The 26443-nt window shown below is 37.2% G+C and carries 19 protein-coding genes and 1 tRNA gene; 9 read left to right on the top strand and 11 right to left on the bottom strand.

The window, feature by feature from the left end; all coding sequences use genetic code 11:
* Window positions 1–92: 92 nt before the first annotated feature.
* Complete coding sequence (locus VL047_RS12620; RefSeq protein WP_325361084.1) at window positions 93–2741, bottom strand: DUF7133 domain-containing protein; 2649 nt, start codon at window positions 2739–2741, stop codon at window positions 93–95.
* Between the two features lie 92 nt (window positions 2742–2833).
* On the opposite strand from VL047_RS12620, the gene VL047_RS12615 reads away from it, so the two are divergent.
* Both VL047_RS12615 and glyA read left to right on the top strand, forming a co-directional pair.
* The gene (locus VL047_RS12615) at window positions 2834–3586 is read left to right on the top strand and encodes a segregation and condensation protein A (protein WP_325361082.1); all 753 of its coding nucleotides are present in this window, start codon (window positions 2834–2836) and stop codon (window positions 3584–3586) included.
* Window positions 3587–3682: 96 nt separating this feature from the next.
* Window positions 3683–4954 carry a serine hydroxymethyltransferase gene (gene glyA / locus VL047_RS12610; protein ID WP_325361081.1) on the top strand — a complete coding sequence of 424 codons (1272 nt, stop codon included), beginning with the start codon at window positions 3683–3685 and terminating at the stop codon, window positions 4952–4954.
* A gap of 112 nt (window positions 4955–5066) precedes the next feature.
* Here glyA and VL047_RS12605 read toward each other — a convergent pair whose 3' ends face one another.
* Window positions 5067–5906, bottom strand: coding sequence for a UDP-2,3-diacylglucosamine diphosphatase (locus VL047_RS12605; RefSeq protein ID WP_325361079.1), 840 nt, complete (start codon window positions 5904–5906; stop codon window positions 5067–5069).
* A 142-nt stretch (window positions 5907–6048) separates the two neighbouring features.
* Between VL047_RS12605 and VL047_RS12600 the strand changes: the two genes are divergently transcribed.
* Window positions 6049–7602, top strand: coding sequence for a carboxylesterase/lipase family protein (locus VL047_RS12600; RefSeq protein WP_325361077.1), 1554 nt, complete (start codon window positions 6049–6051; stop codon window positions 7600–7602).
* Between the two features lie 10 nt (window positions 7603–7612).
* On the opposite strand, the gene VL047_RS12595 is transcribed toward VL047_RS12600, so the two are convergent.
* Both VL047_RS12595 and VL047_RS12590 read right to left on the bottom strand, forming a co-directional pair.
* Window positions 7613–8983, bottom strand: coding sequence for a GDSL-type esterase/lipase family protein (locus VL047_RS12595; protein WP_325361075.1), 1371 nt, complete (start codon window positions 8981–8983; stop codon window positions 7613–7615).
* Window positions 8984–9033: 50 nt separating this feature from the next.
* The gene (locus tag VL047_RS12590) at window positions 9034–10848 is read right to left on the bottom strand and encodes a response regulator (protein ID WP_325361073.1); all 1815 of its coding nucleotides are present in this window, start codon (window positions 10846–10848) and stop codon (window positions 9034–9036) included.
* A gap of 219 nt (window positions 10849–11067) precedes the next feature.
* Here VL047_RS12590 and VL047_RS12585 point away from each other — a divergent pair, with 219 nt between their 5' ends.
* Together VL047_RS12585 and VL047_RS12580 are read left to right on the top strand one after the other, a co-directional pair.
* Window positions 11068–13161 carry a TonB-dependent receptor plug domain-containing protein gene (locus VL047_RS12585; protein WP_325361071.1) on the top strand — a complete coding sequence of 698 codons (2094 nt, stop codon included), beginning with the start codon at window positions 11068–11070 and terminating at the stop codon, window positions 13159–13161.
* 63 nt (window positions 13162–13224) lie between these two features.
* On the top strand, window positions 13225–13953 hold the full coding sequence (locus VL047_RS12580; protein ID WP_325361069.1) for a DedA family protein: 729 nt from the start codon (window positions 13225–13227) through the stop codon (window positions 13951–13953).
* On the opposite strand, the gene VL047_RS12575 is transcribed toward VL047_RS12580, so the two are convergent.
* The 4 genes from VL047_RS12575 to VL047_RS12560 all read right to left on the bottom strand — a co-directional run bounded on the left by VL047_RS12575 (window position 13941) and on the right by VL047_RS12560 (window position 18312).
* Window positions 13941–15395: an amino acid permease gene (locus VL047_RS12575; protein WP_325361067.1), complete on the bottom strand. Its 1455-nt coding sequence runs from the start codon at window positions 15393–15395 to the stop codon at window positions 13941–13943. The genes VL047_RS12580 and VL047_RS12575 overlap by 13 nt on opposite strands.
* Window positions 15396–15540: 145 nt before the next feature.
* The gene (locus VL047_RS12570; protein WP_325361065.1) at window positions 15541–16563 is read right to left on the bottom strand and encodes an LLM class flavin-dependent oxidoreductase; all 1023 of its coding nucleotides are present in this window, start codon (window positions 16561–16563) and stop codon (window positions 15541–15543) included.
* Window positions 16564–16687: 124 nt separating this feature from the next.
* Window positions 16688–17620: an NADP-dependent oxidoreductase gene (locus VL047_RS12565; RefSeq protein ID WP_325361063.1), complete on the bottom strand. Its 933-nt coding sequence runs from the start codon at window positions 17618–17620 to the stop codon at window positions 16688–16690.
* A 92-nt stretch (window positions 17621–17712) separates the two neighbouring features.
* A complete protein-coding gene (locus VL047_RS12560; protein ID WP_325361061.1) occupies window positions 17713–18312 on the bottom strand; it encodes a nitroreductase family protein in 600 nt (199 codons plus the stop codon).
* A gap of 143 nt (window positions 18313–18455) precedes the next feature.
* Between VL047_RS12560 and VL047_RS12555 the strand changes: the two genes are divergently transcribed.
* Complete coding sequence (locus VL047_RS12555; protein ID WP_325361059.1) at window positions 18456–18755, top strand: winged helix-turn-helix transcriptional regulator; 300 nt, start codon at window positions 18456–18458, stop codon at window positions 18753–18755.
* Window positions 18756–18805: 50 nt separating this feature from the next.
* Here VL047_RS12555 and VL047_RS12550 read toward each other — a convergent pair.
* Window positions 18806–18877: transfer RNA gene (locus VL047_RS12550), tRNA-Glu, on the bottom strand.
* A 285-nt stretch (window positions 18878–19162) separates the two neighbouring features.
* On the opposite strand from VL047_RS12550, the gene VL047_RS12545 reads away from it, so the two are divergent.
* The 3 genes from VL047_RS12545 to VL047_RS12535 are packed head-to-tail and all read left to right on the top strand — an operon-like array spanning window position 19163 to window position 22026.
* A complete protein-coding gene (locus tag VL047_RS12545; protein WP_325361057.1) occupies window positions 19163–20287 on the top strand; it encodes a Re/Si-specific NAD(P)(+) transhydrogenase subunit alpha in 1125 nt (374 codons plus the stop codon).
* A gap of 19 nt (window positions 20288–20306) precedes the next feature.
* Window positions 20307–20594: an NAD(P) transhydrogenase subunit alpha gene (locus tag VL047_RS12540; protein WP_325361055.1), complete on the top strand. Its 288-nt coding sequence runs from the start codon at window positions 20307–20309 to the stop codon at window positions 20592–20594.
* 43 nt (window positions 20595–20637) lie between these two features.
* A complete protein-coding gene (locus VL047_RS12535; protein ID WP_325361054.1) occupies window positions 20638–22026 on the top strand; it encodes an NAD(P)(+) transhydrogenase (Re/Si-specific) subunit beta in 1389 nt (462 codons plus the stop codon).
* Between the two features lie 39 nt (window positions 22027–22065).
* Here the strand turns inward: VL047_RS12535 and VL047_RS12530 are convergent, their stop codons facing one another.
* Complete coding sequence (locus VL047_RS12530) at window positions 22066–25143, bottom strand: SbcC/MukB-like Walker B domain-containing protein (RefSeq protein ID WP_325361052.1); 3078 nt, start codon at window positions 25141–25143, stop codon at window positions 22066–22068.
* Window positions 25140–26363 (bottom strand): exonuclease SbcCD subunit D, encoded by a 1224-nt coding sequence (locus VL047_RS12525; RefSeq protein WP_325361051.1) that lies wholly within the window; start codon window positions 26361–26363, stop codon window positions 25140–25142. The genes VL047_RS12530 and VL047_RS12525 overlap by 4 nt, the downstream gene beginning before the upstream one ends.
* Window positions 26364–26443 lie beyond the last annotated feature (80 nt).

Below are 26443 nucleotides of genomic sequence, written 5' to 3'. Positions count from 1 at the left end.
TTAAAACATCCTATTTTGACTAGCCTTCCCCGAGCTTAATACAAAGGTTCTGCTATTAAATAATATACCGGGCACAGATTATCAACCTTGATTTATTTCTGTTCTGATAAATAAGTAACCAGCGAAGCGAATTCTTCAATCGATAATGAGTTTGCTAAACCACTTGGCATCATAGACATTTCCATTTCTTCCCGCGAAGCAATATCCGAAGTTTTTATTGTTGAAACATGTCCGGTGATATCTCTTAAAACAATCGTGTTAGCACTTTCTGAAGTAACAAAACCCATATAACTGTCGTTCGATTTTGTAACAATCAATACAGTCGCAAAACCTTGAGAAATAGAAGCATTTGGCTTAAGGATCGATTCAGCAATCTGCTCACGGTTCATGATGGAACCTATCTGACCCATAAATGGTCCTTTCAATGGATCACCTTTATTAATACTATGACAAGCAACACATCCCTGTTGCATAAAAATAGCCGTACCCTTCGTCGGATCACCTTTTATATCCTGAATAGCAAGCAACACATTCTCAATAGAGGTTTCTCCAATCTGGCCTTTCTTGTTTTTTATTGATTCCAAATCAACGATAACTTCATCCTTATTTCCGGCTAAACGCTCCTCTCCGCCACCAAACTCGCTGATACCCAACTGAAATTTAGCATTCAAATCAGCATAAAACTCTTTCTCAGAACCTTGGCTCTTGTTTCTTTCTGAAATAAGGAACTGATTAATTTTTGGAGTTGATTCCCAATCAATTGCTTTATAGTAAGGACCGTGTCCATCTGGTCTTGTATTCCACCAAGTTAAACCTTCATAAGGAGCTTCCTTCTTATCCAAACGTGCAAGCGTAGTAATAATTTGCTTTTTCAACCCTTCATCATTCGTCTTTTCATAAGCAGCTATCAAACCGTCAACAGCTTTCGGATCGTGCATATAACGCAAAGCCCATAATGCAATTGTAGAATTCTCAGTACCAATAGCTGCAACACATGCTTCAACAGCATTCAGTTTTACTAATGCCTGCACAGCTAAATGGGCCGGGATAATCTCAGAGTTTGGCGTTGCATGCGGGCCTTCCATGTTTTTCGGAGGAGCAACAAATGAGGCAGGAACCTCAATTCCTAAAAGATGACTGATTGCTTCCGGACGACCTAAACGGCCTAAACCTACAATCGCCGCTGCTTGAACTCGTGGCGACTGATCTGCTAATGCTTCAATAAAAGGATTGATAGGCACCTTCTCACTAGCCGTTTTGCGATCAGCAAGAGCGCGAAGTGCAAACTCTTTTACATCTTTATCAGATACTAGTTTAAGTAGATTATTTGTGCCACTCTCTCCTGCTGCTTGTGTATAGGTAAAAATACCTGCTACACGACTGTATAATGGCAGGCTTTTATCAACAGCAATATCCCAAGCAATCTTTTTTGCTTCTTTAGGAAAACGATTTAGTAACTCTTGCTGAGCATTTAAGCGAGCAACGCTACTCGCTGACTTCAACAAGGCGGTCAATTCTTTTACCGATGATTTTCTAATATCCGGAAAAGCTTTGTACTTCCAGTCTTTAGGTACTACACGCACAACATAGCCTTTATCCGGACTTCCAGAATAACCAGCACCATCCCAAGCTGATAGATACAAAGTACCTGAGCCATCAACATCCAAATCTGTAATTTGTGGTAACTTTATAAATTCCTCCTCTGCTTGTGTAAAACTCGCTCCATCCGGAGTCACACGATGGATATAAAGCTTGCTGTTTCCCCAATCAGCCATCATCGGAACCTGGTTATATTTTGCAGGCCAAGTAGGTTCATCCATGAATAAAGAACCGGTTCCAGATCCACCACCAAGATCAACCAAGCCAGGAAGGATTTCTTCTGTAAAATTTTTAAATAAAAGCGGATAACCGTACTCTCCCGATTGAATTTGATGGCTAAAACGAATATTCCAGCCACCACCATCATTGGTGTTATCGCGTGTAAAAATATTCATATAGGGGTCAATAGCTACGTCATAAATATTGCGCGTACCATGGGTATATATTTCCATTTCTGTTCCATCAGGTCTGACACGCACAATACCACCACCCTGCATGGTCAGCTTAGTGCCTTCCCGGTCAACAGCATTATGAAAACCGAAATCACCAATAGTAACGTAAATCCAACCATCGATACCCATTCTGATACCATTTGTTGCATGATCAACACCTCGGTCTACTATAAATTTAGTGGAACTGATGTTTTCGATCAATGGTTTGGACGGACCATCTGCTACTCCATCATGATCCTTGTCTTCAAAAACTACCAGGTTCATTCCAGTGGCTTTTCCAGTATCTTCAGAGAAAATAGCATGAAGAACAAATACCTGATCGCCCATTGCGATAATTCCACGCGGATTATTAACCTTCACAAACTCAGTATGTGAATCGACCTTCCCATCATGATCACTATCCACAAGTCTGACAATACTTCCATTACCGGGTGTCTTACCTAAAGAACCCATTTTATCAACACCAACAAATACCTCTCCTGTGGCTGCTACTGCGAGACAAGCAGGGCTGGGTGTGAGATCCGAACCAGAAAACATAGTAAGATTAAATTCATCTGGCCAGGCAACACCTTTTAAGGTATCGGTGTTTTGTACTTTCAGCCCCTCGGAAACAACAGGACGTTCCAGGTTTAACCAGAAACTAAAAAAAGTTATAAAAGCGTACAGCAGTATAAATTGGATTTTGAACATAATAAATGATTATAATTTAATTTCGAAGGTTCCAAATTAATAAATAACTTGTGAAGTTTTCAATACTTTTATAAAAAGCATCCCAAGAGGTTATGAGTACTAGCAATTTTGAAATAAATCTGCCTCAGTTTGAGGGACCATTTGATTTACTGCTATTCTTCATTGAACGGGATGAATTGGACATTATGGATGTCCCGATTGCCAAAATAACACAAGATTTTTTACTCTATATTCAACAAATGGCAGCCTTGAATATGGAAATAGCCAGCGAATTTATTTTCGTAGCTGCCACCCTTATGCGAATCAAAGCCAAGTCTTTACTTCCGAGTATCCGCCTGGATGACGAGGAAAATGAAATAGACTTAAAGGAAGATTTAATACAAAAACTAATAGCATACAAGCAATTCAAAGTTGCCTGTGAAGAATTACGCCTTTTAGAAGCAGATCGTAGTCTACTTGAGAAACGCAGAAATATTGCATACGATCTCAATTTAGCTGCTCAAAGCAATGAATACAACGAAGAACTCGAATCTTTCGACCTCTATAAACTCATGCAAGTTTATGATAAAGCGATAAAAAATCATACCAATCGTACGCAGGAAATTAAGCACCGAATAGAACAATACCCTTATACCATTGAAGAACAAAGAAAGGTAATTGCTTCCTTATTAGAAGTAAATGAACAACTGGATTTTCAAACCATCCTGAAAAACTCAAAAGATAAGGTGCAATTTGTTTATAATTTCCTGGCAATCTTGGAAATGCTGCAACAACAACTCATCAACATTCAAATCAATAGTGGTTATAACAATTTCAGGATCGAAAAATATAACCATACTGTTTAAGAAACGTAGAATTTTAAATGATTTTGTAATTATTATCCTGATTAAAACATTCATTTTTAATATCTTTGCCGTTTATCTGAATGACATCAAAAAAACATGAAAAGAGATACCTTAATATTTGATCTAATTGAGGAAGAATTAGACCGCCAAGAGGAAGGCTTAGAACTTATTGCTTCCGAAAACTTTGTAAGCAAGCAAGTTATGGAAGCGGCTGGCTCTGTATTGACGAATAAATATGCAGAAGGACTTCCGGGAAAACGCTATTATGGTGGCTGCGAAATTGTAGATGAGATTGAAACCATCGCTATAGAACGCGCTAAACAACTATTCAACGCAGAATGGGCAAACGTACAACCACACTCTGGAGCGCAGGCAAATGCAGCTGTTTTCTTAGCTGTTTTAAAACCAGGCGACAAAATATTAGGTTTTGATCTTTCACATGGTGGACATTTAACGCATGGTTCTTCTGTAAACTCATCAGGTAAATTATACGATCCTTATTTCTACGGTGTAAATAAAGATACCGGATTAATTGAATATGAAGAATTAGAGAAAGTAGCATTGCGCGAAAAACCTAAATTAATTATTTGTGGCGCATCGGCTTATTCAAGAGATTGGGATTATGAATTTATCCGCAAAGTAGCCGATAAGATTGGAGCTTTAGTATTAGCAGATATCTCACACCCTGCGGGAATGATTGCCCGTGGTTTATTAAAAGATCCGCTTCCTCATTGCCATATTGTAACCACTACTACTCATAAAACCCTTCGCGGACCAAGAGGTGGTTTGATTCTTTTAGGAAAAGACTTCGAAAATCCATTCGGAATAAAAACTCCAAAAGGAGAAGTACGCATGATGTCATCATTGTTAGACATGGCTGTTTTCCCGGGAATACAAGGTGGTCCGTTAGAGCATACCATCGCTGCAAAAGCAGTTGCCTTCGCAGAAGCTTTGAGCGACGAATACATGGAATACATCCTTCAGGTTAAAACCAATGCACAGGCTATGGCTAAAGCATTTACTGACAAAGGATACAACATCATTTCCGGAGGAACTGACAATCACCTAATGCTAATCGATTTACGCAATAAAGACATCAACGGAAAGGTTGCTGAAAGAGTTCTTGGCGAAGCTGGAATTACGGTTAATAAAAACATGGTTCCTTTTGATGATAAGTCTCCATTTACAACATCTGGAATCCGTGTAGGTACTGCTGCAGTGACCACCCGCGGATTAAAAGAACCCGAAATGCAAACCATCGTTAACTTAATCGACGAAGCTTTGATGAATCCTGAGGATGAGGAAAAACTATCTGAAATCCATGATAAAGTAAACGAACTGATGGAACGTTTTCCATTATACAAATAACATAAAATATTTTTTTTTAGCCGCTCAGCAATGAGCGGCTTTTTTTTTGTTAAAAAATCTAAATAAACTACTAAAACGCTTCGCAGCATCTACTATCTTCTTATTCGGATTTTTAACTAATCTGGCTTAATAAAGATTTGATATCAAGAAGCGAATTAAGGTTCTGATTATCCAAAATATCATCGCTTTCGGAAGGATAATTTTTAAAATCTTCTGGTTTATATTTGAAGATATCCCATTGACCTTTATGATACTCCAAAGCAGTGAGGCTTTCTACCCAATCGCCTGAATTTAGGTAAAGCACCTTACCCTTATCAGATTCGATTTCCCTTATTTCCGGCTGATGGATATGACCGCAAACTACATATGTATATCCCTTATCGATGGCCAGGTCGGCTGCTGTATTTTCAAAATCATTAATGAATTTTACGGCATTCTTAAACTGCTTTTTGATGCGTTGCGAAAAGCTCATTTTTTCTTTACCGATAGCCGTAAGACACCAGTTAACAAAACTGTTGATGAGGATTAATGAATCGTAGCCTACAGCACCTAACTTGGCGAGCCACTTCGAGTTTTGCATGGTAACATCAAAAATATCGCCGTGAAAGAACCATGCTTTGTTGCCTCTCAGGTTTAGGATCAGTTTATTTACAAGTCGGAAATTACCCATCTTAAGATCTACGAACTTACGGAGCATTTCATCGTGGTTTCCGGTAATGTAGTAAACTGACGTCCCTTCAGATGCCATTTTCATAATTCTTCGCAACACTTTCATATGAGAATCGGGCCAATACGATTTACTGAATTGCCAGATATCGATAATATCGCCGTTAAGGATTAGCTTTTTTGGCTGAATGCTTTTTAGATAGCGAATTAACTCCTTGGCGTGACAACCATAGGTGCCTAAGTGAACGTCGGAGATTACGACTAAGTCTATTTCTCTTTTTGGCATGTATGTATGCTAATAACAATACAAAGGTCAGCAGATTAATTCCCTGATATATTAAATAATTATCAATCTTAGATTAAGCTTGCACACCTAATGTTAGAATCGTCCGTAATAATTATTAATTTTAGCTGTAAACTCTACCTTTATGAAAAAACCTAAATCGATTATATTTAAAATTGCGATTGTAAGTATCCTTATTTTAAGCTCTGCTTTTACTTTAATAAAACTTAAACAAGACGGCTTAGACCTCGTTCAAACGGTATCCGGCTTAGTTTCAGGTATTAAAAACGATACGGGCGATGTTCTCTCTTTTAAAGGAATCCCCTATGCAGCGGCGCCAATTGGGGATCTTCGATGGAAAGCACCTCAGCCTGCAAAATCTTGGCAGGGCATTATGGTAGCAGATAAGTTTGGTGCAAGTCCTATCCAAGGCAAGCCTGTTCCGTTTGGCGTTTATACCCCGGAGTTTCTAATTCCCGAAACACCGATTGATGAAGACTGCTTGTATCTGAATATATGGACCAATGCGAAAACAAAGCAAGATAAGCGGCCGGTATTGGTTTGGATTTATGGTGGCGGTTTTTCAAGCGGTGGTAGCGGAGTACCAATTTACGATGGAGAAGAGATGGCTAAGAAAGGCGTAATTTTTGTTTCCATCAATTACCGAGTAGGTATTCTTGGGTTCCTGGCGCATCCCGAACTAACAGCTGAGTCGCCGAATCATGCGTCCGGCAATTATGGCTTACTTGATCAAATTGCAGCGTTAAAGTGGATAAAGCAAAATATTGAAGCCTTTGGTGGAGATCCGAGCAATGTAACTATTGCCGGACAATCTGCTGGTTCTATGAGTGTTAATGCTTTGGTTGCATCGCCTCTGGCAAAAGGTTTATTTGCCAAAGCTATCTCAGAAAGCGGATCATTTTTAGTAAGCAATCTGCAGGCATTAAAAAGTGCTGAAGAGCAAGGCAAGAAGCTGACAGACGCAAATTCTCTTACACTAAAACAATTACGAGAGATGCCGGCAGAAGCGGTACAAAAACTTCAAGGCCGTTTCTCGGTGATAGAAGATGGTTATGTATTGCCAGAGCCTATATCGAAAATATTTGCTGAAGGGAAGCAAAATCAAGTTCCCGTAATCACAGGTTGGAATGCAGATGATTCTTTTGCATCTGGGGTGATGAAGAAGGAAGATTTTATTGAAAGAGCTCAAGATCAATATGGTGCAGACGCTGCGGAATTTTTAAAACATTATCCGGCTAATTCAGATGAAGAAGCGGGAGTCTCAGATATTAAAATCAGTCGCGATCAGACATTCGCTTTATCTGGTTATAAATGGGGCGCTATACAAAGCAGTCAGGCAAAGAATCCGATTTATCTTTATTATTTTGAAAGAAAAGTGCCTGCCACTCCTGCTTTTGAAAAATACGGTGCTTTTCATACAGCAGAAGTCCCCTATGTGTTAAATACACTTAAATTTTTGAATCGGCCTTTACAGCCTGCAGACTATGAACTGGCAGAACTGATGTCTTCTTATTGGGCAAACTTTGCTAAAACTGGTAATCCTAATGGTGAATGGCTTCCACTTTGGCCAGCTTATAAAGCAAAAGATGGTATCGTTATGATTTTTAACGAGCACTCTATGGTTGGAGAACTTCCTGGTAAAGAAGGTTTAGACTTTCTCTTGTCGAGAATAGAATAATAAGGCTATTTTAATTCGAAGCAGAATCCATGCTGTTGATTTCTCTAATGGTATTCATGCTTTGTGCTAGATTAACCAGTGGATCTGAAACACTTACTTTCTTTCCATCCAATGGTGCATATAATTCAAGGCTTGATTTTAATAAGGAATCTTTTGCTAGATAAGCAACTTCTTCTGCGTTCATAGCTGAACGATAGAACAGCCAGTTTTTATAAGGCAGCTTTTGGGGAATGTTGGCTCCCCCGATCTTAACGCCGGTTGTTACAAGCTTCTCTTCTAATGTTCCTTGCAGAGTACTATCAGCATAGAGCATGGTAACGCCTTTGGCATAATAATGAGTAAGGGTTAACTTATGCCATTTGTTATCATTAACCTTAGTAGCCCCGATAATAACACCCAATTTCGCTGATGAATAAACAAGGTGACCATCGTTATTAATGGACACCTTACCTGCTTCTGTGACATCATCAATCTCCAATAATGTTCCCTGACCTTTTGTTTTAAAACTGATGGAGGTTGTAAATGGATGCACAACATTTTCAGGAGTAAATGCTATATACTTATTTCTTTCTGCCTTAATATACGATCCTTTTACGCTTTCAGGCATTGGTTTCTTGCTTTCAAGAGCATCAAACAAAGAAGGAACAATGGTATAAGACATTTCTGCATGCCCGGCATCATTAGGATGTGCCGCATCTGCCCAGTATCCATCCATCCAGTGACCAGAAAGATCATCCACTGCACCAAGTAGATTGATGCTTGGAACATTCCATTCATGGATCAATAGATTCATCTTTTTTATAAAGCTATAATCTTTTTCATTATAGTCATTACGGGTATAGCTATTGGTTACGATTGGAGTATAACCATCTGATCTTGCCTTATCAATCAGAACCTTCATGTTCTTTTTAAACTGATCAAACATCGGTTGTCCTTGTTCATGAATCCCCTCGTTACCCAAAGCTAATGCAAAAATGACATATTTGCCCTTTTGAGGCAAAAGATCTGCTTCATACCTCTTTAATACTTTTATAGTATTGTCTCCCCCTATACTTATATTGGATGTTTCCCATACACTTCCGCTAGTTGATATCCTATTCTTGAGAATATCTGAAAATAAGCTGGTATAACCCCTAAGATTTGTTGCACCTTGTCCGTATGGAACCGAAGAACCAAAATAAACAATCTTTATATGAGTGCTGTCCTGAACGATTGACTCTTTAAGAAAGTTGTTAGAAACAGAAAAATTATTATTCCAATAATTCTTTTTATTTGCCGTTGCAGTATTCGTAAGCAGTTGTGCTTCCTGAGCTCTTACACTAATTGAAAGAAGAACTGTTAAAGCACAGATTAATGCTTTTTTAAAATAAGTATATTGCATTTGTTTATGTTTTTAGCTGTTTTCCAAAAGCTACATTTGTTAATACCTTGTTAGCTATAAGCCTTTTCTAACGATAGTTTTTGTAACTTTTCAAATAAATGTTCTGGATGAAATGGCTTTGATAGGTAGTCGTTCATACCAACCTGGGTTACTCTCTCAATTATATTATCATTAACCGTAGCTGTTAAAGCAATGATGGTTGTATTGGCTTTTGTCTTGTCGGCCATTTTCCGTATTAATGTTGTGGCCTCGTAACCATCCATATTTGGCATATACAAATCCATCAATATCACGCTATAGTTTGTTTCTTCTAACTTTTGCAATGCTACGATACCGTTTTCTGCAATTTCTGGCTCAATATCCCATTGTTCGAGCGTTTTTTTAATTACCAATATATTGATCGCATTATCTTCAGCTACCAAAACTTTAAGATTTTTCAATCCATTTTTCTCAATTTCTGGCTTTAGAACTGTTGCTTTATTATCTATTTCATAATTGAACTCAATATCAAAGAAAAATTTCGAGCCCTCATTGGGTATACTCACGAGTTCAACATGGGTATTAAACATACTTAAAACTTTTTTAACAATAGGGAGACCCAAACCTGTACCTCCATAGTTTCTGTTTGTGCTTGATGATGCCTGAGAAAATGCCTCAAATATATGCTCTTGTTTATTTGGCTCAATACCAACCCCTGTATCTCCTATAATAAAACGAACAGTCATTTTATTGCTATCTTTCTTTATTACATAGACCTCCAGACTTATAAAACCTTTTTCTGTAAACTTTATAGCATTATTCAGGAGATTGAGTAACACTTGAGTTAATCGTGTAGGATCGCTGATAACTATTTTATCTTCAATATCCTTAGAAAGAGACACATTGAAATCCAACATTTTTTCTTCTGTCTTCATTTTCAAGCTCGAACAATTATTTCTAATAAGGGTAGCAAGATTAAATGGAATATGCTCTAATTCTACCTTATCTAAATCTAATTTGTTAAAATCAAGGATATCATTTATGAGTGACAACAGATTCTCGGCGGAAAATCCAAGAATTGCCAGATTCTCTTTCTGATCGGCTCTTGGATTCTGAGATAAAAGAGCATTTGAAATTCCTATTACTCCATTTAATGGTGTCCGCAATTCATGTGACATTGTAGATAGAAAGTCCATCCTAGCATTTGACAGCTTGCTAACATCAACTAAGGTTTCATTTAATTTCTCATTCAAATCATTCAGCTCATTCTTTGTTTGGGTAAGATTAACGATGTTGCGATTAAAGGTTCTAAAGAAATAATGATGAAGAAAAATAATAACAAGAAAATCATAGCTAAGTACAAAGAGATATACGGACTGGTTAACAGGACGTGCATCATAAAATGAATGTAAACTGCCGATTATATAACTATACTCACTATATTCTATATAAGTGAACACAAGTACAGGGAACAGATTAACTATAGAATAGAACCAGCCCCACTTTAACCCATGCATATAAAAGCTTAGCGCAATCGCAAGCCAAACGTATTGTAAAGTAGCCACATTAATTCCCTGTACATAGATCAATACATTGCTCCACACACACAAGGTTACCGTGAAAACTACAAAATGCGAGATCAGTTTCCAGCCTTTGGTATACCGAATAAAAGCAAATAAAGCAAAAGCAGATGAAAAAATTAGGGATACTCTTATCAAATGCAGGAAATTCCAGTCAATGAAGTATGCAACCATTAATATCCCCGTAAAAAGCATGTAAGAGAATATAATGTATATAAGTATTCTAACACGCGCTTGATCTATTGGGTTTGTTTCGCGACTTGCCACGTTGACAATCATATTATCGATATATCGAATTAGAGGCATAATAATAATACTTTATGCATGAGGATAATGGGTTTAAATTCGGTGCCTAAAGGTAGGTTAAATTTTATAATCTCAATATTGATATCTCAAAAACATGACTGAAGATAAACATTTCTTAAAGATGCAAGTTATACTAAATAATTATGTTAGTTGAATCTAACTTATTATATTTGCACAACATAACATATGCATTCTTGCAAAATATCAGACAACTATATTATGAAAAAAATCAAAGTGCTTTTTTTGACTTGTTCGATCACATTTTCATGCCTGCAAACTATTGCACAATCAGAAGAAACAGGCAGAAAAGGTGACGCTGAAAAGAAAGGTGATTTAAATGAAGTAGTTATCTCAGGAACACTGAAAGAGGTAATTAAGCTTGACAGCCCCGTTCCTGTTGAAGTCTATACTTCTAGTTTTTTTAATGCTAACCCTACCCCCTCAATATTCGAGGCGCTTCAAAATATAAATGGTGTACGGCCGCATTTGAATTGTAATATCTGTAATACCGGCGATATTCATATCAATGGATTGGAAGGGCCCTATACAATGATTCTTATAGACGGGATGCCCATAATTAGTGGGCTTTCTACTGTTTATGGCTTAAGCGGCATCCCTCAGTCACTTATTGACCGTGTAGAGATTGTAAAAGGGCCAGCTTCTATGCTATATGGAAGCGAGGCTGTAGGTGGATTGATTAATATCATTACGAAGAAACCCCTGAACGCACCGCTTTTCTCGGTTGATATCTTTGCAACTGGTTGGGCGGAGGTTAATACAGATCTATCTGCGAAATTCAATGCAGGGGAAAAGGCACAGTCTTTAGTAGGATTGAACTATTTTAATTATCAGCAGCCAATCGATAATAATAAAGATAATTTTACTGACGTTACCTTGCAAAATCGTTTTTCAATTTTCAATAAATGGAGCTTTAAAAGAAAAGAAGATCGTCTTTTTTCCTTTGCAGCAAGATATGTATATGAAGACAGGTGGGGAGGAGAGTTGAACTGGTCAAAGAAATACAGAGGTAGCGAAGAAGTGTATGGTGAGAGCATTTACACAAAAAGATGGGAACTATTCGGAAACTATCAATTGCCCTTTAAAGAGAACCTGGTGTTTTCATTCAGTACAAACGGACATAATCAAAACAGTTATTATGGAAATATCCCATATATGGCAGATCAATATATCGGCTTTGGCCAGTTAACATGGAATAGAGAAATGGGTAATCATGATGTTACGTCTGGTCTTGCTTATCGCTATACTTATTATGATGATAATACATCTGCTACTGCAGGTTTTGTTAATCCGGCTAAAAATAAAGCTACTCATACGAAACTGCCAGGTACTTTTATACAAGATGAAATTGCATTAGATACCAACAATAAGATTTTATTGGGATTAAGATACGATTATAACTCTATTCATGGCAGTATACTGACTCCCCGATTCAATTACAAATGGAATTCTGCGGATAAAAACAATGTTGTTCGCTTAAGCTTTGGAAATGGATACCGGGTAGCCAATGTCTTCACAGAAGATCATGCTGCTTTAACTGGAGCGCGTGAAGTGACTTTTAACAATGAGCTCAAACCAGAAACTTCCTGGAATGCAAATGTTAATCTTATAAAGAAAATATTTGTTGGAAATTCTTTTATTGGCTTAGATGCGACTTCATTCTATACTTATTTTAAAAATAAGATCATCGCTGACTATGATGCAGATCCGAACAAAATTATTTATGACAACTTGGAAGGGCATGCTGTTTCAAAAGGTTTCGCTTTAAATATTAACATCGCATTTACAAACGGGTTAGAAATATTATTTGGAGGTACAGTAATGGATGTATATAGCAAAGAAAAAAATATAAAAACAAATCAGCTGTTTACTGAGAAATTCACAGGCGTATGGAATGCAGGGTATACAATTAAAAAACTGGGACTTACGATTGACTACACCGGCAACCTCTATGGGCCAATGCGTTTACCTCTGTTAAGCGAACAAGATCCAAGAAAGGAATACTCTCCTTGGTGGAGCATTCAGAATATACAACTCACCAAGATATTAAAAAAAGAATTTGAGATCTATGGCGGTGTAAAAAATTTGCTAAACTGGACTCCTAACAAAGGTAACCCATTTATTATTGCCCGTTCAAATGATCCGTTCGATAAAAACGTTCAGCTTGATACAAATGGCCTAGCAATGATAACACCTGATAACCCTTTCGGACTAACCTTTGACCCTTCCTACGTTTATGGTCCTAATCAGGGAATAAGAGGATTCTTGGGAATAAGGTATAATCTTTCCAGATAAAATCAATGCAGTAGCTATCAGGAATAAGATTAATTTTTGTTTATATAGCTCGATTTTTACAATATGTTTCCATTTTTTGTTCGTTCCTTTGCAGCTGAATATCAGAACGATTTTGTGGAAGTATTTTTAGAGTTTTTCAATAACCTAACTGATCCTGATTGGATCGTAACTCATGGCGGTCTTTATCTGCTGTTATTTATTGTCTTTGCTGAAACAGGAATTCTAATAGGTTTCTTTTTACCAGGTGACCCCATTCTTTTTATATCAGGTGTTATTATCGCCAACACATCGCTTGGAGCCAGCAATCCTGTACTGACACTTCTATATTGGATAATTTTAATTTCAGCAGCTGCTGTACTGGGTAATTTTGTAGGCTATTGGTGTGGTAAGTACTTTGGTCATCGTTTGCTAAAGATGAAAGACAACTGGCTTTTCAAGAAGGAATATATTTATAAAGCTCAGGAATTTTATGAGAAGCGAGGAGGAGGTGCAATTATTTTAGCTCGGTTCCTTCCCATCGTACGTACATTCGCTCCAATTGTGGCCGGTATTGTAGTAATGGATTTTAGAAAATTTGCCTTTTATAATATTATAGGTGCTATTATATGGGTTGGAAGTTTGGTAACACTTGGCTACTTAGTTGGTGAGAATCCTTGGGTGCAACGTAACCTGGAATATGTTATCATGGGGATTGTTATCTTGGCAACAGCACCGGTTATTATGAAGCTGTTTACCAATAAAAGGAAACCAGTAAAAGAAGTTACTGAGGTAGAGGAACCTCAGGATGTATAGCTTACTCTATTGTTCTTACCTTTCCTTTTTTTAACGATGCGATAACAAACATAGAGTAATAAAATCCATCCGGGAATCAGTTCAACTGATATTTTCAACCCTGTTATCCACATAATCACCAGAATACCCACCAAAAATACGAGGCATATATAGTTCGAAAGAGGATAGATATAAGAAGGAAACTTGGTTTTAATCTGATTTGCTTCTTTATTTCTTTTAAATTTTAAATGCGTAATGCTAATCATTAACCAATTGATAATTAGCGAAGATACTACCAGTGACATCAAAACCTCCAATGCTCTTTCCGGCATTATCTTATTGATTACAATACATATCGCCGCAAATAAACTTGATATTAGAATTGCATTTATAGGTGCAGAGTTCTTATTCAACTTTGATAGAAAAGAGGGTGCATTGCCCTGTTCTGCCAATCCAAATAGCATCCTGCTGTTACTGTATACACAACTGTTATAAACAGATAGGGCTGCTGTCAATACAATAATATTAAGCACGTTAGCAATCAGACTCGTAAAGTATACCGTTTTACCTAAAAGGCTAAACTGAAAGCCTTTCAGACTTTCAAAAACCATTACGAAAGGACTACTGTCTGTAGTAATATTTCTCCATGGAGATAATGAAAACAGAATTATAAGCGCGCCAACATAAAAAATTAAAATTCGGTAAATGACTTGGTTAGTAGCCTTTGGGATCGTTTTTTCAGGCTGTTCAGCCTCTGCAGCTGTTATTCCAATTAACTCAAGTCCGCCGAATGAAAACATAATTAAGGCAATTGCGGCAAACAATCCCTGAAAACCTCCTTTACCATCGGCACTTAAGAAACCTTTTGGAAAAAATCCTTCATCATTCCATAGGTTTCTAATACTTGCCTGCTCGCCTCCATCACCACTAAAAAGCAAATATATCCCGAAAAGGATCATGGCAATAATGGCTATCACCTTGATAATAGAAAACCAGAATTCTACTTCGCCATACACTTTAACGGAAGTGAGATTCAGGGCATTAATAACAATAAAGAAGAAAAGACTTGATGTCCATAGTGGGATTTCAGGCCACCAAAAATGTATGTAAATACCAATGGCAGTCAGCTCTGACATACTTACCAGGATATATAATACCCAATAGTTCCAACCAGAAGCAAAGCCGGCGAAGGATCCCCAATACTTATTGGCAAAATGACTAAAGCTACCAGAAACAGGTTCTTCCACTACCATCTCACCTAACTGTCGCATAATAAAAAAAGCGATTATACCTGCTAATGCATATCCTACGATTACCGCAGGGCCGGCTAATACAGCTGCCGGACCAATGCCTAGAAACAATCCGGTTCCTATGGCTCCACCCAGGGCAATTAGCTGAATATGCCTATTCTGTAAACCTCTTTGGAGCTTCTGATCTTTAGTCTTTTCGCTAGTTCGTTTCAATATTTACGCTATTATTCAAATACAATATAAGTGCCCACAAGAATTTTCACAAAAATGGGAACTTATATTGATTATCTAACGATTAACTAGCTATTTACTTTATATGAGAACGATTTAGAGGAAAAGCTGGCTTTGAATCCAATTCTCAACGCCAGCCTAACCCAGGAGCAACATGCTCCAGAATGGCAGACAGCACATGGACGTTATAATCAACACCCAAGGTATTTGGCACAGTTAGAAGCAGTGTATCAGCCTCCTTAATAGCTTCGTCTTTTGATAGATCCTCGATAAGCTGATCAGGCTCGGCAGCATAACTTCTTCCAAAGATTGCTCGTTTGTTATTTTCAATGAAACCGACTTTGTCATGACGATTGGACTCTTGTCCAAAATAATAATGGTCTTGTTCATTTACCAATGCAAAAATAGATCGGCTAACCGATACACGTGGTTCACGTTGGTGGCCTGCTTTTTTCCATGCATCTTTGTATAACCTGATTTGTTCAGCTTGCTGTACATGAAAAGGCTTATCACTTTCGTCTTCTTTTAAGGTAGAACTTTGCAGATACATTCCATTTTCTGCAGCCCAAATGGCTGTAGCATTGGAGCCAGCGCCCCACCAAATACGTTCACGCAAACCTTCGGAATATGGTTCTAAACGCAGAAGACCCGGTGGGTTGGGAAACATAGGATTAGGGTTAGGTTGTGCAAACCCAACACCCTTCAGCTTATCCAGAAATTCCAAGCCTTTTCGGCGTCCCATATCTGCACCATCTTCTCCTTCCGCCGGCTCATAACCGAAATAACGCCAACCATCGATAACCTGTTCGGGCGACCCCCTGCTAATGCCCAATTGCAATCGCCCTTCTGAAATTAAATCAGCAGCTCCGGCATTTTCTGCCATATACAATGGGTTTTCATAGCGCATATCAATGACACCCGTTCCAATCTCTATTTTATTTGTTTTAGCACCGATTGCTGACAATAAAGGAAAAGGTGACCCCAATTGATCTGCAAAGTGATGTACTCTGAAATATGCGCCGTCCAAACCTATCTCTTCGGCAGCAACAGCTAAATCAATTGACTGAAGCAAAGTATCACCTGCCGATCTGGTTTGGTATGAGGGATGCTTTCCCCAATGTCCAAAAGATAAAAATCCTATTTTTTTCATGTTAAACAAATTTAACAATTCAACGGCTGTTTTCTGTTGACCTAAATCAATAACAACAGGGCCTAAGTCATCTTATTTATTTTGTTTCAAGATAGCTTGTTACATCTATTTGGAAGCACTTTAATCATTCTAATCGAACAACAATTTTTCCGCGCACTCCATGAGTTTCGATAAGTTGATGAGCTTGGGCAATTTCCTGCATAGGGAAAATCTGTTGGATTTCTACCCTCAACTTTTCATCATTTAATAAATCTGAGATTGTTTGTAAAATCCCCTTCTCAGGTTGCATCATAAACCAGATTAAATCTACACCTTTTTCCTGAGCAAGCGCTATTGCTTTTGGGTCATCTTTTGTGGATGATGGTAAACATACAACTTTCCCTCCGGGCTTAACAAGTGCAATGGAACGATATAGTATTTCACCGCCCATAGTGTCCATTACAGCATCTATATTAGTTGCAATGTCTTCAAATCTTTCTTCTTTATAATTGATCGGCTGATCAACACCAAGGTCTTTTAAAAATTCAATGTTTTTTCCAGAGGCGGTTCCATATACAAATGCGCCCTGTAATTTAGCAAATTGAACAGCTAAATGCCCTACACCTCCTGCAGCCGATTGGATCAAAACTCTTTGACCAGATGAGACATTTAAATGATCGTTAATAGCTTGATAGGCTGTCAATCCTGCTAAGGAAACTGCGGCTGCAACTTCGAAGGAAATCTTTTCTGGTTTTTTTACAATGAATTCAGGACTAGCTACTGCATAAGCTGCATATGTGCTGTTAATGCATCCGAATACAGGGTCTCCAACTTTAAATCCTTTTACATTTCCTCCTACAACTTCTACAATACCGCTCATATCCTTTCCCAGGATTGCGGGTAATTGCAAAGTACTGCAGGATATATGCCTTCCTGACCTGATTTTTGTATCTACCGGATTAAGACCTGCTGCCATTACTTTAATCAGAAGCTGATCTTCTGTACACTCTGGTCTTTTGACTTCAGCAAGTTGCAGTTTATCTGCATTTCCGAACTCTTTTATAACAATCGCTTTCATCTATCAAAGTTAAAACCTACTCTCAAATTTAGAATATATTTAGATAATATTGAACGCTAAGATGAGCCTTATATTAAGTTCTTATGATAGCCTTATATTGATTCTACTACCTTTTCTAATGGCAATCGAGATTTTAACTTAACAGACGGCTGATTGGTATCATTGGGATTCCTGTAACCAATAACAACGGCAAACAAAGTTTTATAACCTTCCAATCCAAGTATTTTATCATACTCTTCACTTTTAAGGCCTTCCATTGGCGAGCTGTCAATTTCTAAACTTGCACAAGCCGAAAGGAAAAATCCTAGTGAGAGATAAACCTGATGTTTAAGCCAAGATTTGATTTCTGCCTCCGACAATGGCTTCACGAAAGTATTGTAATAGTTGACCGAGCCTTCGGGTAAATTCTGCTGAATCTGCTCTTCAAATTTTTCAATTTCGTCAATCACGCTAAAGACAATCAAATGACTTGATTCATTGATTTTCTTCTCATTGAAGAAGGAAACACTTGCTAACTCCTGCTTTGTTTTTTCATCTGAAACAAAAATAAACTTCCACGGCTGGCTGTTGATAGATGACGGACTTAACTGTAAAATTTCTTTTAACTGATTAAGCTTTTCATCAGTAATTTTCTCGTTCTCATTATATGCTTTCGTAGTGTATCTACTTTTAGCAAGGTCTAAAAAACTCATTTTTCTTAAATTATATTTACACTATACTTTTTATGGTTGCAAACATAAGTATAGTATTTTATCTTTGCAATAACGGTCAAAATAGATAGTATAAGATGTATTGTATAGACAACAAACAATTTCCTTGCAGCACGAGCCTGACAATGAAATATATAGGAGGAAAATGGAAAGCAGTAATCCTTATTCATTTAATCAAAAAAAAGAGATATAATGAATTGAGAAAGGAACTACCCATGGTAACCGAACGCACAATTAGCCTCCAGCTGAAGGAGCTAGAACAAGATGGTTTAATTTCCCGGACTGTTCATACAAGCAAACCACCATTGAAAGTAGATTATGAATTAACTGAGTTTGGAAAAACGTTAACCCCTATATTGGAAGCCATTGCAGAATGGGGAAATGAAACTGCTCAGATAGATAAGCGAATAAGTATTGTAAAATAAAAAAGAGGCAAATCAGAATTAAACTGAATTTGCCTCTTTTGCAACTGAAGTAGCCCGTAGGGGAATCGAACCCCTGTTTCTAGAATGAAAATCTAACGTCCTAACCCCTAGACGAACGGGCCAATTATAATCGAAAATAACTGTATATTTTCGGACTGCAAAGATAATCCTTTATACTACAAATCAAAGAATACTTAAAAATATTTTCAATCAATAACCTTAAATAAGGTACAACAATAATCGCAAATTTAACTGCAAGGGTGATTATGATATATCTCATAACAGCACGTGACAGTTATCTACACCACAATTTCTATTATTGTCGCATAGATTAATAATTAAACCTATATATTTGATACAATTGCAGTTAACAACAAGCAATACCAAAAATAAAACCTTAAAATCGAATGAAATTAGGCGTACTAAAAGAATCCAAAGAAAAGGAAAAACGTGTGGCCCTTACTCCGGAACTAGTTAAACAACTCATAAAAAAAGAATTTGAAATTCTGGTTGAAGACGGAGCAGGAAGCGAATCGAAGTTCTCAGATAATGATTATATAACTGCCGGAGCAAGTATTGTTTCTAAATCTGAAGTCTGTAATGCTGATGTTATTCTGAAAATAAATGCTCCTACTATTGAAGAAGCAGAACTTATGAAGGCCGGAGCAATAAGTATATCGCTACTATATGCTTACACACAAAAGGATCTTTTAGAAGTATTTAAAGCTAAACAGATTTCTGCCTTTGCAATGGATGCTGTTCCTCGTATATCAAGAGCTCAAAAAATGGATGCATTAAGCTCACAAGCAAATCTTGCAGGCTATAAATCCGTAATTATGGCCGCAGATTCATTGGGCAAAATATTTCCTTTGATGATGACCGCAGCAGGAACCATTACTCCAGCAAAAGTTCTGATTTTTGGTGCTGGTGTTGCCGGATTACAGGCAATAGCGACAGCCAAACGGTTGGGCGCAGTGGTTGAGGTTTCTGATGTGAGACCCGAAACCAAGGAACAAGTTGAGTCATTAGGAGGTCGTTTCTTAGTTGTTGAAGGCACGGATGAAGTGAAAATTGAAGGAGGTTATGCTAAAGAGGTTTCTGCTGATTTCTTAGCTAAGCAAAAGAAACTAGTTGAAGATAAAATAAAAGACGCCGATATTGTTATTACAACAGCATTGGTAATTGGGAAGAAATCTCCATTATTAGTGACAGAAGATATGGTTAAATCTATGAAATCAGGATCTGTGATTGTAGATATGGCTGTTGAATCAGGAGGAAATTGTGAATTGTCGGAGTTTAATCAAACAGTCATTAAGCATGGGGTTACTATTATTGGTGAGTCTAATCTACCAGCTCTTCTTCCAATCAATGCCAGCCAACTTTATGCTACAAACATAAGCACGCTTTTACTGCATCTGGCAACCAAAGATGGCTTTAAATGGGAAATGGAAGAGGAAATCACTAAGGGGGCATTGATAACCCATCAAGGTGAGCTTGTACATGAATTTACAAAGTCTATTCTATCTAAATAAAAATCCAAAACATACTTTTATGACTGCAGAATCATTCATTATCTTATTATACATTTTGGTATTAGCCAGCTATGTTGGTTTTGAATTAATCAATAAAATACCTCCAACACTCCATACACCCCTAATGTCTGGCTCAAATGCTATTTCTGGGATTACCATTGTAGGTGCAATAATTGCCTGTAATGTATTGGATTATGGGGCTACCAGTAAATGGCTAGGAATGCTTGCTTTAATTTTGGCTACCATCAACGTTGTAGGAGGATATGCTCTTACAGACCGGATGCTTAAAATGTTCAAAAAGAAATAAACCTTTAATTAAAGGGATAATAACAACCTACTAACCTATTGTAATGGATATTTTTATACAAATTGCTTATTTAGCAGCATCTATCTTATTTATTATTGGCATTAAAATGCTTGGCCGCACCAGTACTGCAAGGAAGGGAAATTTCCTCTCTTCTATAGGCATGTTCCTCGCCATTTTTGCTACTGTCATTCAGGTCGAGGCTATTACCTTAGTCGATATTTTAATCTGCGTAGTTATTGGTTCTACTCTTGGTTTAATTATCGCCTATAAGGTTCAAATGACTAAGGTTCCGGAAATGGTTGCCTTATTTAATGGATTTGGGGGTTTGGCTTCGCTTGCAGTTGCTTTAGCAGATTTCTGGTTAAATACGCAAGAGAAAGGCCTGCAGGTTGATCAAATCACAGGCATTAGCGTTGCAATCAGTATTTTAATTGGTGGAGTTACCTTCACCGGTTCTTTAATTGCCTATTTAAAACTCAATGGTAAGGTTTCAGGAAAGGCTATTACATTTACCGGACAACATCTCATCAATCTGATTTTACTAATTGCTGCAGTTGCTGTTTCCATATTTGCATTGACTGACTTCGCAAACCCCAACTTTATGATTGCTCTGGCAATTCTATCATTGGCTATAGGAGTATTGGTTGTAATCCCTATTGGTGGGGCTGATATGCCAGTAGTTATTTCCTTGCTGAATTCTTATTCAGGAATGGCAGCATGTGCTACAGGTTTTGTACTTAACAACAATGTATTAATAGTAGCTGGTGCTTTAGTAGGTGCATCAGGAATTATCCTTACACAGATTATGTGTAAAGCAATGAACCGTTCCTTGATCAATGTTTTATTGGGTGGCTTTGGTCAAACGTCTGGAGGTGGAAACCAAGCTGACGGACCAGAAATTGCTGTTAAAGAAGTAGGAGTAGAAGAGGCTGCACAAATCTTTGATTCAGTATCTTCTCTAATCATTGTTCCGGGTTATGGAATGGCGGTCGCTCAAGCACAGCATGCGATCCGAGAATTAAGTGAACTATGTGAGAAAAGGAATATAAATGTTCGATTTGCTATCCATCCGGTTGCGGGAAGAATGCCCGGCCATATGAACGTTTTGTTGGCAGAAGCAAATATCTCTTATGATAAATTAATCGAAATGGATGAAATTAATGACGATTTTGCCAACACAGATTTAGTATTTGTAGTAGGTGCAAATGATGTTGTTAACCCGGCTGCGAAAACCAATCCTGATAGCCCAATTTTCGGGATGCCTGTTCTGAATGTTGAGAAGGCACAAACCGTGATTGTATCTAAAAGAAGTATGGGTAAAGGTTATGCGGGTATTGAAAACGAGCTATTTGGAGCAGATAATTGCTTGATGCTTTTTGGTGATGCCAAACAGACCATAACCAAATTAGTAGGAGAGTTAAAGGAATTATAATTCCTTTAACTCTTTCTTTTGGTAAAAAGGCACTGGCAATTACTCCCAATTTCCTGTAATTTTACTTCCTGTAAAAGGATCATTTACGATCGTAAGAAATACATCAATCTCTTGCTGTAGCTCTTCTACATGTGATATGATTCCTACAATACGATTCTCCTTACGAAGCGACTTTAAGGTTTCAAACGCAATTTGAAGCGACTCCTTATCTAAGGATCCAAATCCTTCATCCAAAAAGAAGAAATTCTGATTAGATTTATTCTGTTGTTGCACGCTCTCCGCCAGAGCTAATGCCAATGAAAGAGAAGCCTGAAAGGTTTGTCCGCCTGATAAGGTCTTCACGTTCCTCACTTTACCATTATTTAAGAAATCTCTTACCTGAAAATCATTCTTATCATTAACCTCTAAACGCAATTGTTGCCTTGTGAGTTTATAAAAGCGGGCATTTGCAGCATGACAAAGATTCTGCAAATAAACTGTAGAAATATAACTCACAAAGCCACTTCCTTTAAAAAGCTGCTTAAGTGTATTAATATTTAAAGCACGATGTTGTAACTTCTCATAATCCTTTTCAAGTTTAACTTTCTTATCGTAATCTTGCTTATTCGCTTTTAATAATTCAGACTCCCGAATATAGTTTGAGTGAATAACTTCAAGCTCATTTTTAAGTTCAATAAGCTTTGCTTCAAGCGATATAAATTGCTCTTCGTTAAACACACGGTTACCCAATACATCTTGTAGCTGTTCAAGACGTTGTTCAATTGCGAACACTTCCTTCTTATGCTCTAATACTCGTTTCTTAATCGCTAACAAATCGATCGGCTCTTTTAGAATTGACTGGATATGTTGAAAATCAGAATAGGAAGATTTTGCCAATTCATTCTCTAATTCAATCTCAATCCTTTCCAAAGACTCTTTATTCTCAGAAATCAGCTGTTGGGATGAATTAATTCTCTCCGAGAGAGTGATTTTTTGATTAGCAAGATCTTGATACTTTTCAGTAAAAGCCTCAAAACGCCCTTTAACGGAATCTATAGTAGCATAAAGTGTTTTAATCTTTGATTCCAATTCAACATCAGACACTTCCTGATATTCTTCAAAAGAAAGATTCTTAACTTGCCGTTGGAGGGTCAAAAACTCCGTTCTTTTTTCAACCAACTGAATCTCAAACTCATTAACTGCCTTCTGGTATCGATCATAATCAGCATTTTTCTTTACTAAAAGGGCTTCTAGTTCTATGATTTCTTTTTCTAAGAGTAAGATCTCCTCTTGTGTTTTCTCAGCTTCCTTAAATGCAAAATCTACTGCTTCTGGTTTTTGAGAAGAATGATTCTCCCATCTAAAAGAAGCTTTGTGTTCCAAATAGATTAAGTTTTCTTCATCCAGTTGCTTCTGAGCAATCGTAATATGCTGTGAGATTACCTGTTCTTCATAAATGAAATGTGAAAGTTCAGTAAGAAACCTCTCCAGAAGCCCATCAATTTCTCTAAGTTCTCCTAAATGGGAAGTTGCTTTCTCTAAATGGGACAAAACATCGTCCACCTTTAAAACTTTGGGATGGTGAACTGAGCCGCATAAAACACAAGCCTCTCCATCGTTTAATTGGCTACTAAATTCACCTAATTTTACTTGCAAATTATAATGTTCGATTAGCCCTTGGACTTCCTTTTGCTTTTCACGATGATGATCTTTCAATTGCTGCAGCTGATCGCGATGATAACCTGGATAAATACCTGTCTTTATCTCTTTTAAAAGAGGATGAGCTAATTGCTGATGAATTGTTTGGGTTATAATCTTTTTTCTTTCTTTTAACTCATTTACTTTGCCTTCAAAACCTTTTATTGATCTCTCTAAATGTTCTTTTTTAAAGAACCATGTTCTTAAATCGGAAAGAATATTTAAATCCGGTAAAGAAGCCTTTAATTCACGAGTTCTTGCTTTTAGCGCAGCAATATTATTTTCAATAGCAGTCCTTTCCCCAACAGCCTTATTTACATAAATTTGTCCGTCTTCAATTCGTTTCTTCAATTTGATTTTATCTGCTCTTATCTGAATTAAAGAAAGAATATGTTTATATTCAATAGCTAATTCCTTATATTTCTCCTGCTTTTTATATTCTATTTCTACGTCTTCCTGCTCTTTTGTTAAAAGTTCAAGGCTTGAACAACATTCATTAAAAAGACGCACTAATTCATGACCGGAATCTGTGTGCTTCTTAATTAAAGTCTCCACTTCCTGTCTGCGCTCTAATCTATTTTTAAAATGCAACTGGCAGTATTCATAATCTTGTGCTTTTTTATCCAGCTGTTCAATATCTGAACCCGCTTCCAGAAGTCCATTTAGTTGCTTAAGATAGGATGCTTGATCATCAAAAAGCCTTTTTTCCTTTAATTGTGCTTCGTATAATTTTTCTTCTGCATATAGATATAGCCTTTTCTGGTCTAGCTCTTCCTTCAATTGTTTAACTTCTGTCTCTCTTTTATCAATAACCTCTTTCATTAGATAATCATAATGAGAAAGTTGACCTTTCAAATTCTGAATGGCCTCATTGTTTTTACGTTCAATACTCGATGTTTGATAAAAGAACTCATATTTATTAAGGTTGAATATCTCTTTCAACATATCCGTTCTAGCCTTATCACCTAACTGCAGAAATTCCTGAAACTTCCCTTGTGGAATGATAATGGTTCTTCTAAAATTCTCATAACTAAGTCCTAATATAGAATCTGCAGAAGTACTTTCTAATGGCATCCATTCACCATTGATATATTTATATGTGCTACGATCAAAAGTTCCTATTTTATTAAAGTCTTTCCCATTTCTTTTTCCACGCACAATAAAACGATATTCTTCATTATCAAAATTCTTGAATCTAAAATCGATTAACAGATCATTCGATTTTAAATTCATCATATTATAATTACGATTATCTCTTTGATTCAATCTTTCTGTTTCCCCATAAAGAGCAAAAGAGATCGCCTCAAGAATTGAAGACTTACCCGATCCAACAGACCCAAAGATTCCGAACAATTGTCCTTCAATAAGCTTATCAAATTCAATTGTTTGTGCCTCCTGATAAGAGTACAGCCCTTTAATAACCAGCGTTATAGGTATCATTCCTCGTTTTGTTCAGCTTTAATTTCTTTAAATAAATCAAATAACTCATCATTTACTTCTATCCCGTGGCGATGTTGAAAGTATTGTTTAAACAAATCCTCGATACTTTGATTAAGATCAAGCGTTTGAGACTGAGATTCCACTTGATCCGAATTGATAAGCTCCGGAATAAGGGTGACTATTCCTGAATGCACTTGTAAAAGCCTTTTCCGATCATCGGAACGCATATATTGATCTGTCACCATCGTAAGCTCTACAAGAGAATCAGGGTTCTCTTGTAGCCACTTAACAGCTTCGTCAATATCATCAAACCGTTTACGTTGCAGTTTCTTGCCCTTGGTTAATGGAATCTTGGAATACTGAACCTCTTTCGCAGGCTCTATATCCAACAAAACAACAAACTTCTGCTGTTCTGCTTCGGCAAAGCTATAACTTAATGGACTGCTGCAATAAACCATAGGACAAGGTTTATTATCGATTTTCTGATGTCTATGTAAATGACCTAATGCAACATATTGAATCTGTTCAGGTATATTCTCAGAATATATAGCTTGCGCACCACCCACATGCAAGATTGGCTTCTCATCCTCCGGCTCTTCTGGTGGAGCAGAACCCTTCTTCATCATAAATAAGTGAGCTAATAAAATATTTACTCCCTTATCATCACAGTACCTATCTGCTAATTCCTTCCATCTGGTCTCTAAAACATTCCGTAATTCACTTTCAGTCTCATCTACTCCCAAAAATGTCTTTAAGCGATACTCATTGGCATACGGAGTAATAATTATACGAAGTGTTTCATCACATCCAGGCAATTTTAACTCAATAAAACCTGGCTCGCTCTGAAGAATTGCTATACCGCAATCTAACTCTCCAACCGATATAACCGAGTCGGGATACCCGGCAAACAAAATGCCACACTCCCTTGCCAAAGGATCCGGAGCCTCAATCCTATCAGGGGAGTCATGGTTTCCGGCAATAGCAACAACCACCCTTTTCCCATTATTTGACAATCGCTTAAGACTTCTATAAAACAATTCTACTGCCTCAGTCGAAGGATTGAAATTATCAAACAGGTCTCCGGCTATCAATACTCCGTCTACATCATTATCCTCTGCAATCTGTATAATCTCTTCCAGAACTTCACGCTGCTCATCCATGCGCGAGAATTTCTCAAGACGCTTTCCAAGGTGCCAATCTGCTGTATGAAGAATTTTCATCCTAATATTCTAATAGATTAATTCAAATGTAAAATAACAAATTAATGCACAAAAAAAGCGGATTATTAATAATCCGCTTT

Source organism: Albibacterium sp. (assembly GCF_035514885.1).
GTDB lineage: Bacteria > Bacteroidota > Bacteroidia > Sphingobacteriales > Sphingobacteriaceae > Albibacterium.
Note: the sequence above shows the minus strand (reverse complement) of the source record. Positions and strands in the feature narration are given on the sequence as shown.

Coding starts and splice junctions, on each gene's coding strand:
- VL047_RS12620 (WP_325361084.1), bottom strand. CDS start 2,741: ATGTTCAAAATCCAATTTATACTGCTGTACGCTTTTATAACTTTTTTT.
- VL047_RS12615 (WP_325361082.1), top strand. CDS start 2,834: ATGAGTACTAGCAATTTTGAAATAAATCTGCCTCAGTTTGAGGGACCA.
- glyA (WP_325361081.1), top strand. CDS start 3,683: ATGAAAAGAGATACCTTAATATTTGATCTAATTGAGGAAGAATTAGAC.
- VL047_RS12605 (WP_325361079.1), bottom strand. CDS start 5,906: ATGCCAAAAAGAGAAATAGACTTAGTCGTAATCTCCGACGTTCACTTA.
- VL047_RS12600 (WP_325361077.1), top strand. CDS start 6,049: ATGAAAAAACCTAAATCGATTATATTTAAAATTGCGATTGTAAGTATC.
- VL047_RS12595 (WP_325361075.1), bottom strand. CDS start 8,983: ATGCAATATACTTATTTTAAAAAAGCATTAATCTGTGCTTTAACAGTT.
- VL047_RS12590 (WP_325361073.1), bottom strand. CDS start 10,848: ATGCCTCTAATTCGATATATCGATAATATGATTGTCAACGTGGCAAGT.
- VL047_RS12585 (WP_325361071.1), top strand. CDS start 11,068: ATGAAAAAAATCAAAGTGCTTTTTTTGACTTGTTCGATCACATTTTCA.
- VL047_RS12580 (WP_325361069.1), top strand. CDS start 13,225: ATGTTTCCATTTTTTGTTCGTTCCTTTGCAGCTGAATATCAGAACGAT.
- VL047_RS12570 (WP_325361065.1), bottom strand. CDS start 16,563: ATGAAAAAAATAGGATTTTTATCTTTTGGACATTGGGGAAAGCATCCC.
- VL047_RS12565 (WP_325361063.1), bottom strand. CDS start 17,620: ATGAAAGCGATTGTTATAAAAGAGTTCGGAAATGCAGATAAACTGCAA.
- VL047_RS12560 (WP_325361061.1), bottom strand. CDS start 18,312: ATGAGTTTTTTAGACCTTGCTAAAAGTAGATACACTACGAAAGCATAT.
- VL047_RS12555 (WP_325361059.1), top strand. CDS start 18,456: ATGAAATATATAGGAGGAAAATGGAAAGCAGTAATCCTTATTCATTTA.
- VL047_RS12545 (WP_325361057.1), top strand. CDS start 19,163: ATGAAATTAGGCGTACTAAAAGAATCCAAAGAAAAGGAAAAACGTGTG.
- VL047_RS12540 (WP_325361055.1), top strand. CDS start 20,307: ATGACTGCAGAATCATTCATTATCTTATTATACATTTTGGTATTAGCC.
- VL047_RS12535 (WP_325361054.1), top strand. CDS start 20,638: ATGGATATTTTTATACAAATTGCTTATTTAGCAGCATCTATCTTATTT.
- VL047_RS12530 (WP_325361052.1), bottom strand. CDS start 25,143: ATGATACCTATAACGCTGGTTATTAAAGGGCTGTACTCTTATCAGGAG.
- VL047_RS12525 (WP_325361051.1), bottom strand. CDS start 26,363: ATGAAAATTCTTCATACAGCAGATTGGCACCTTGGAAAGCGTCTTGAG.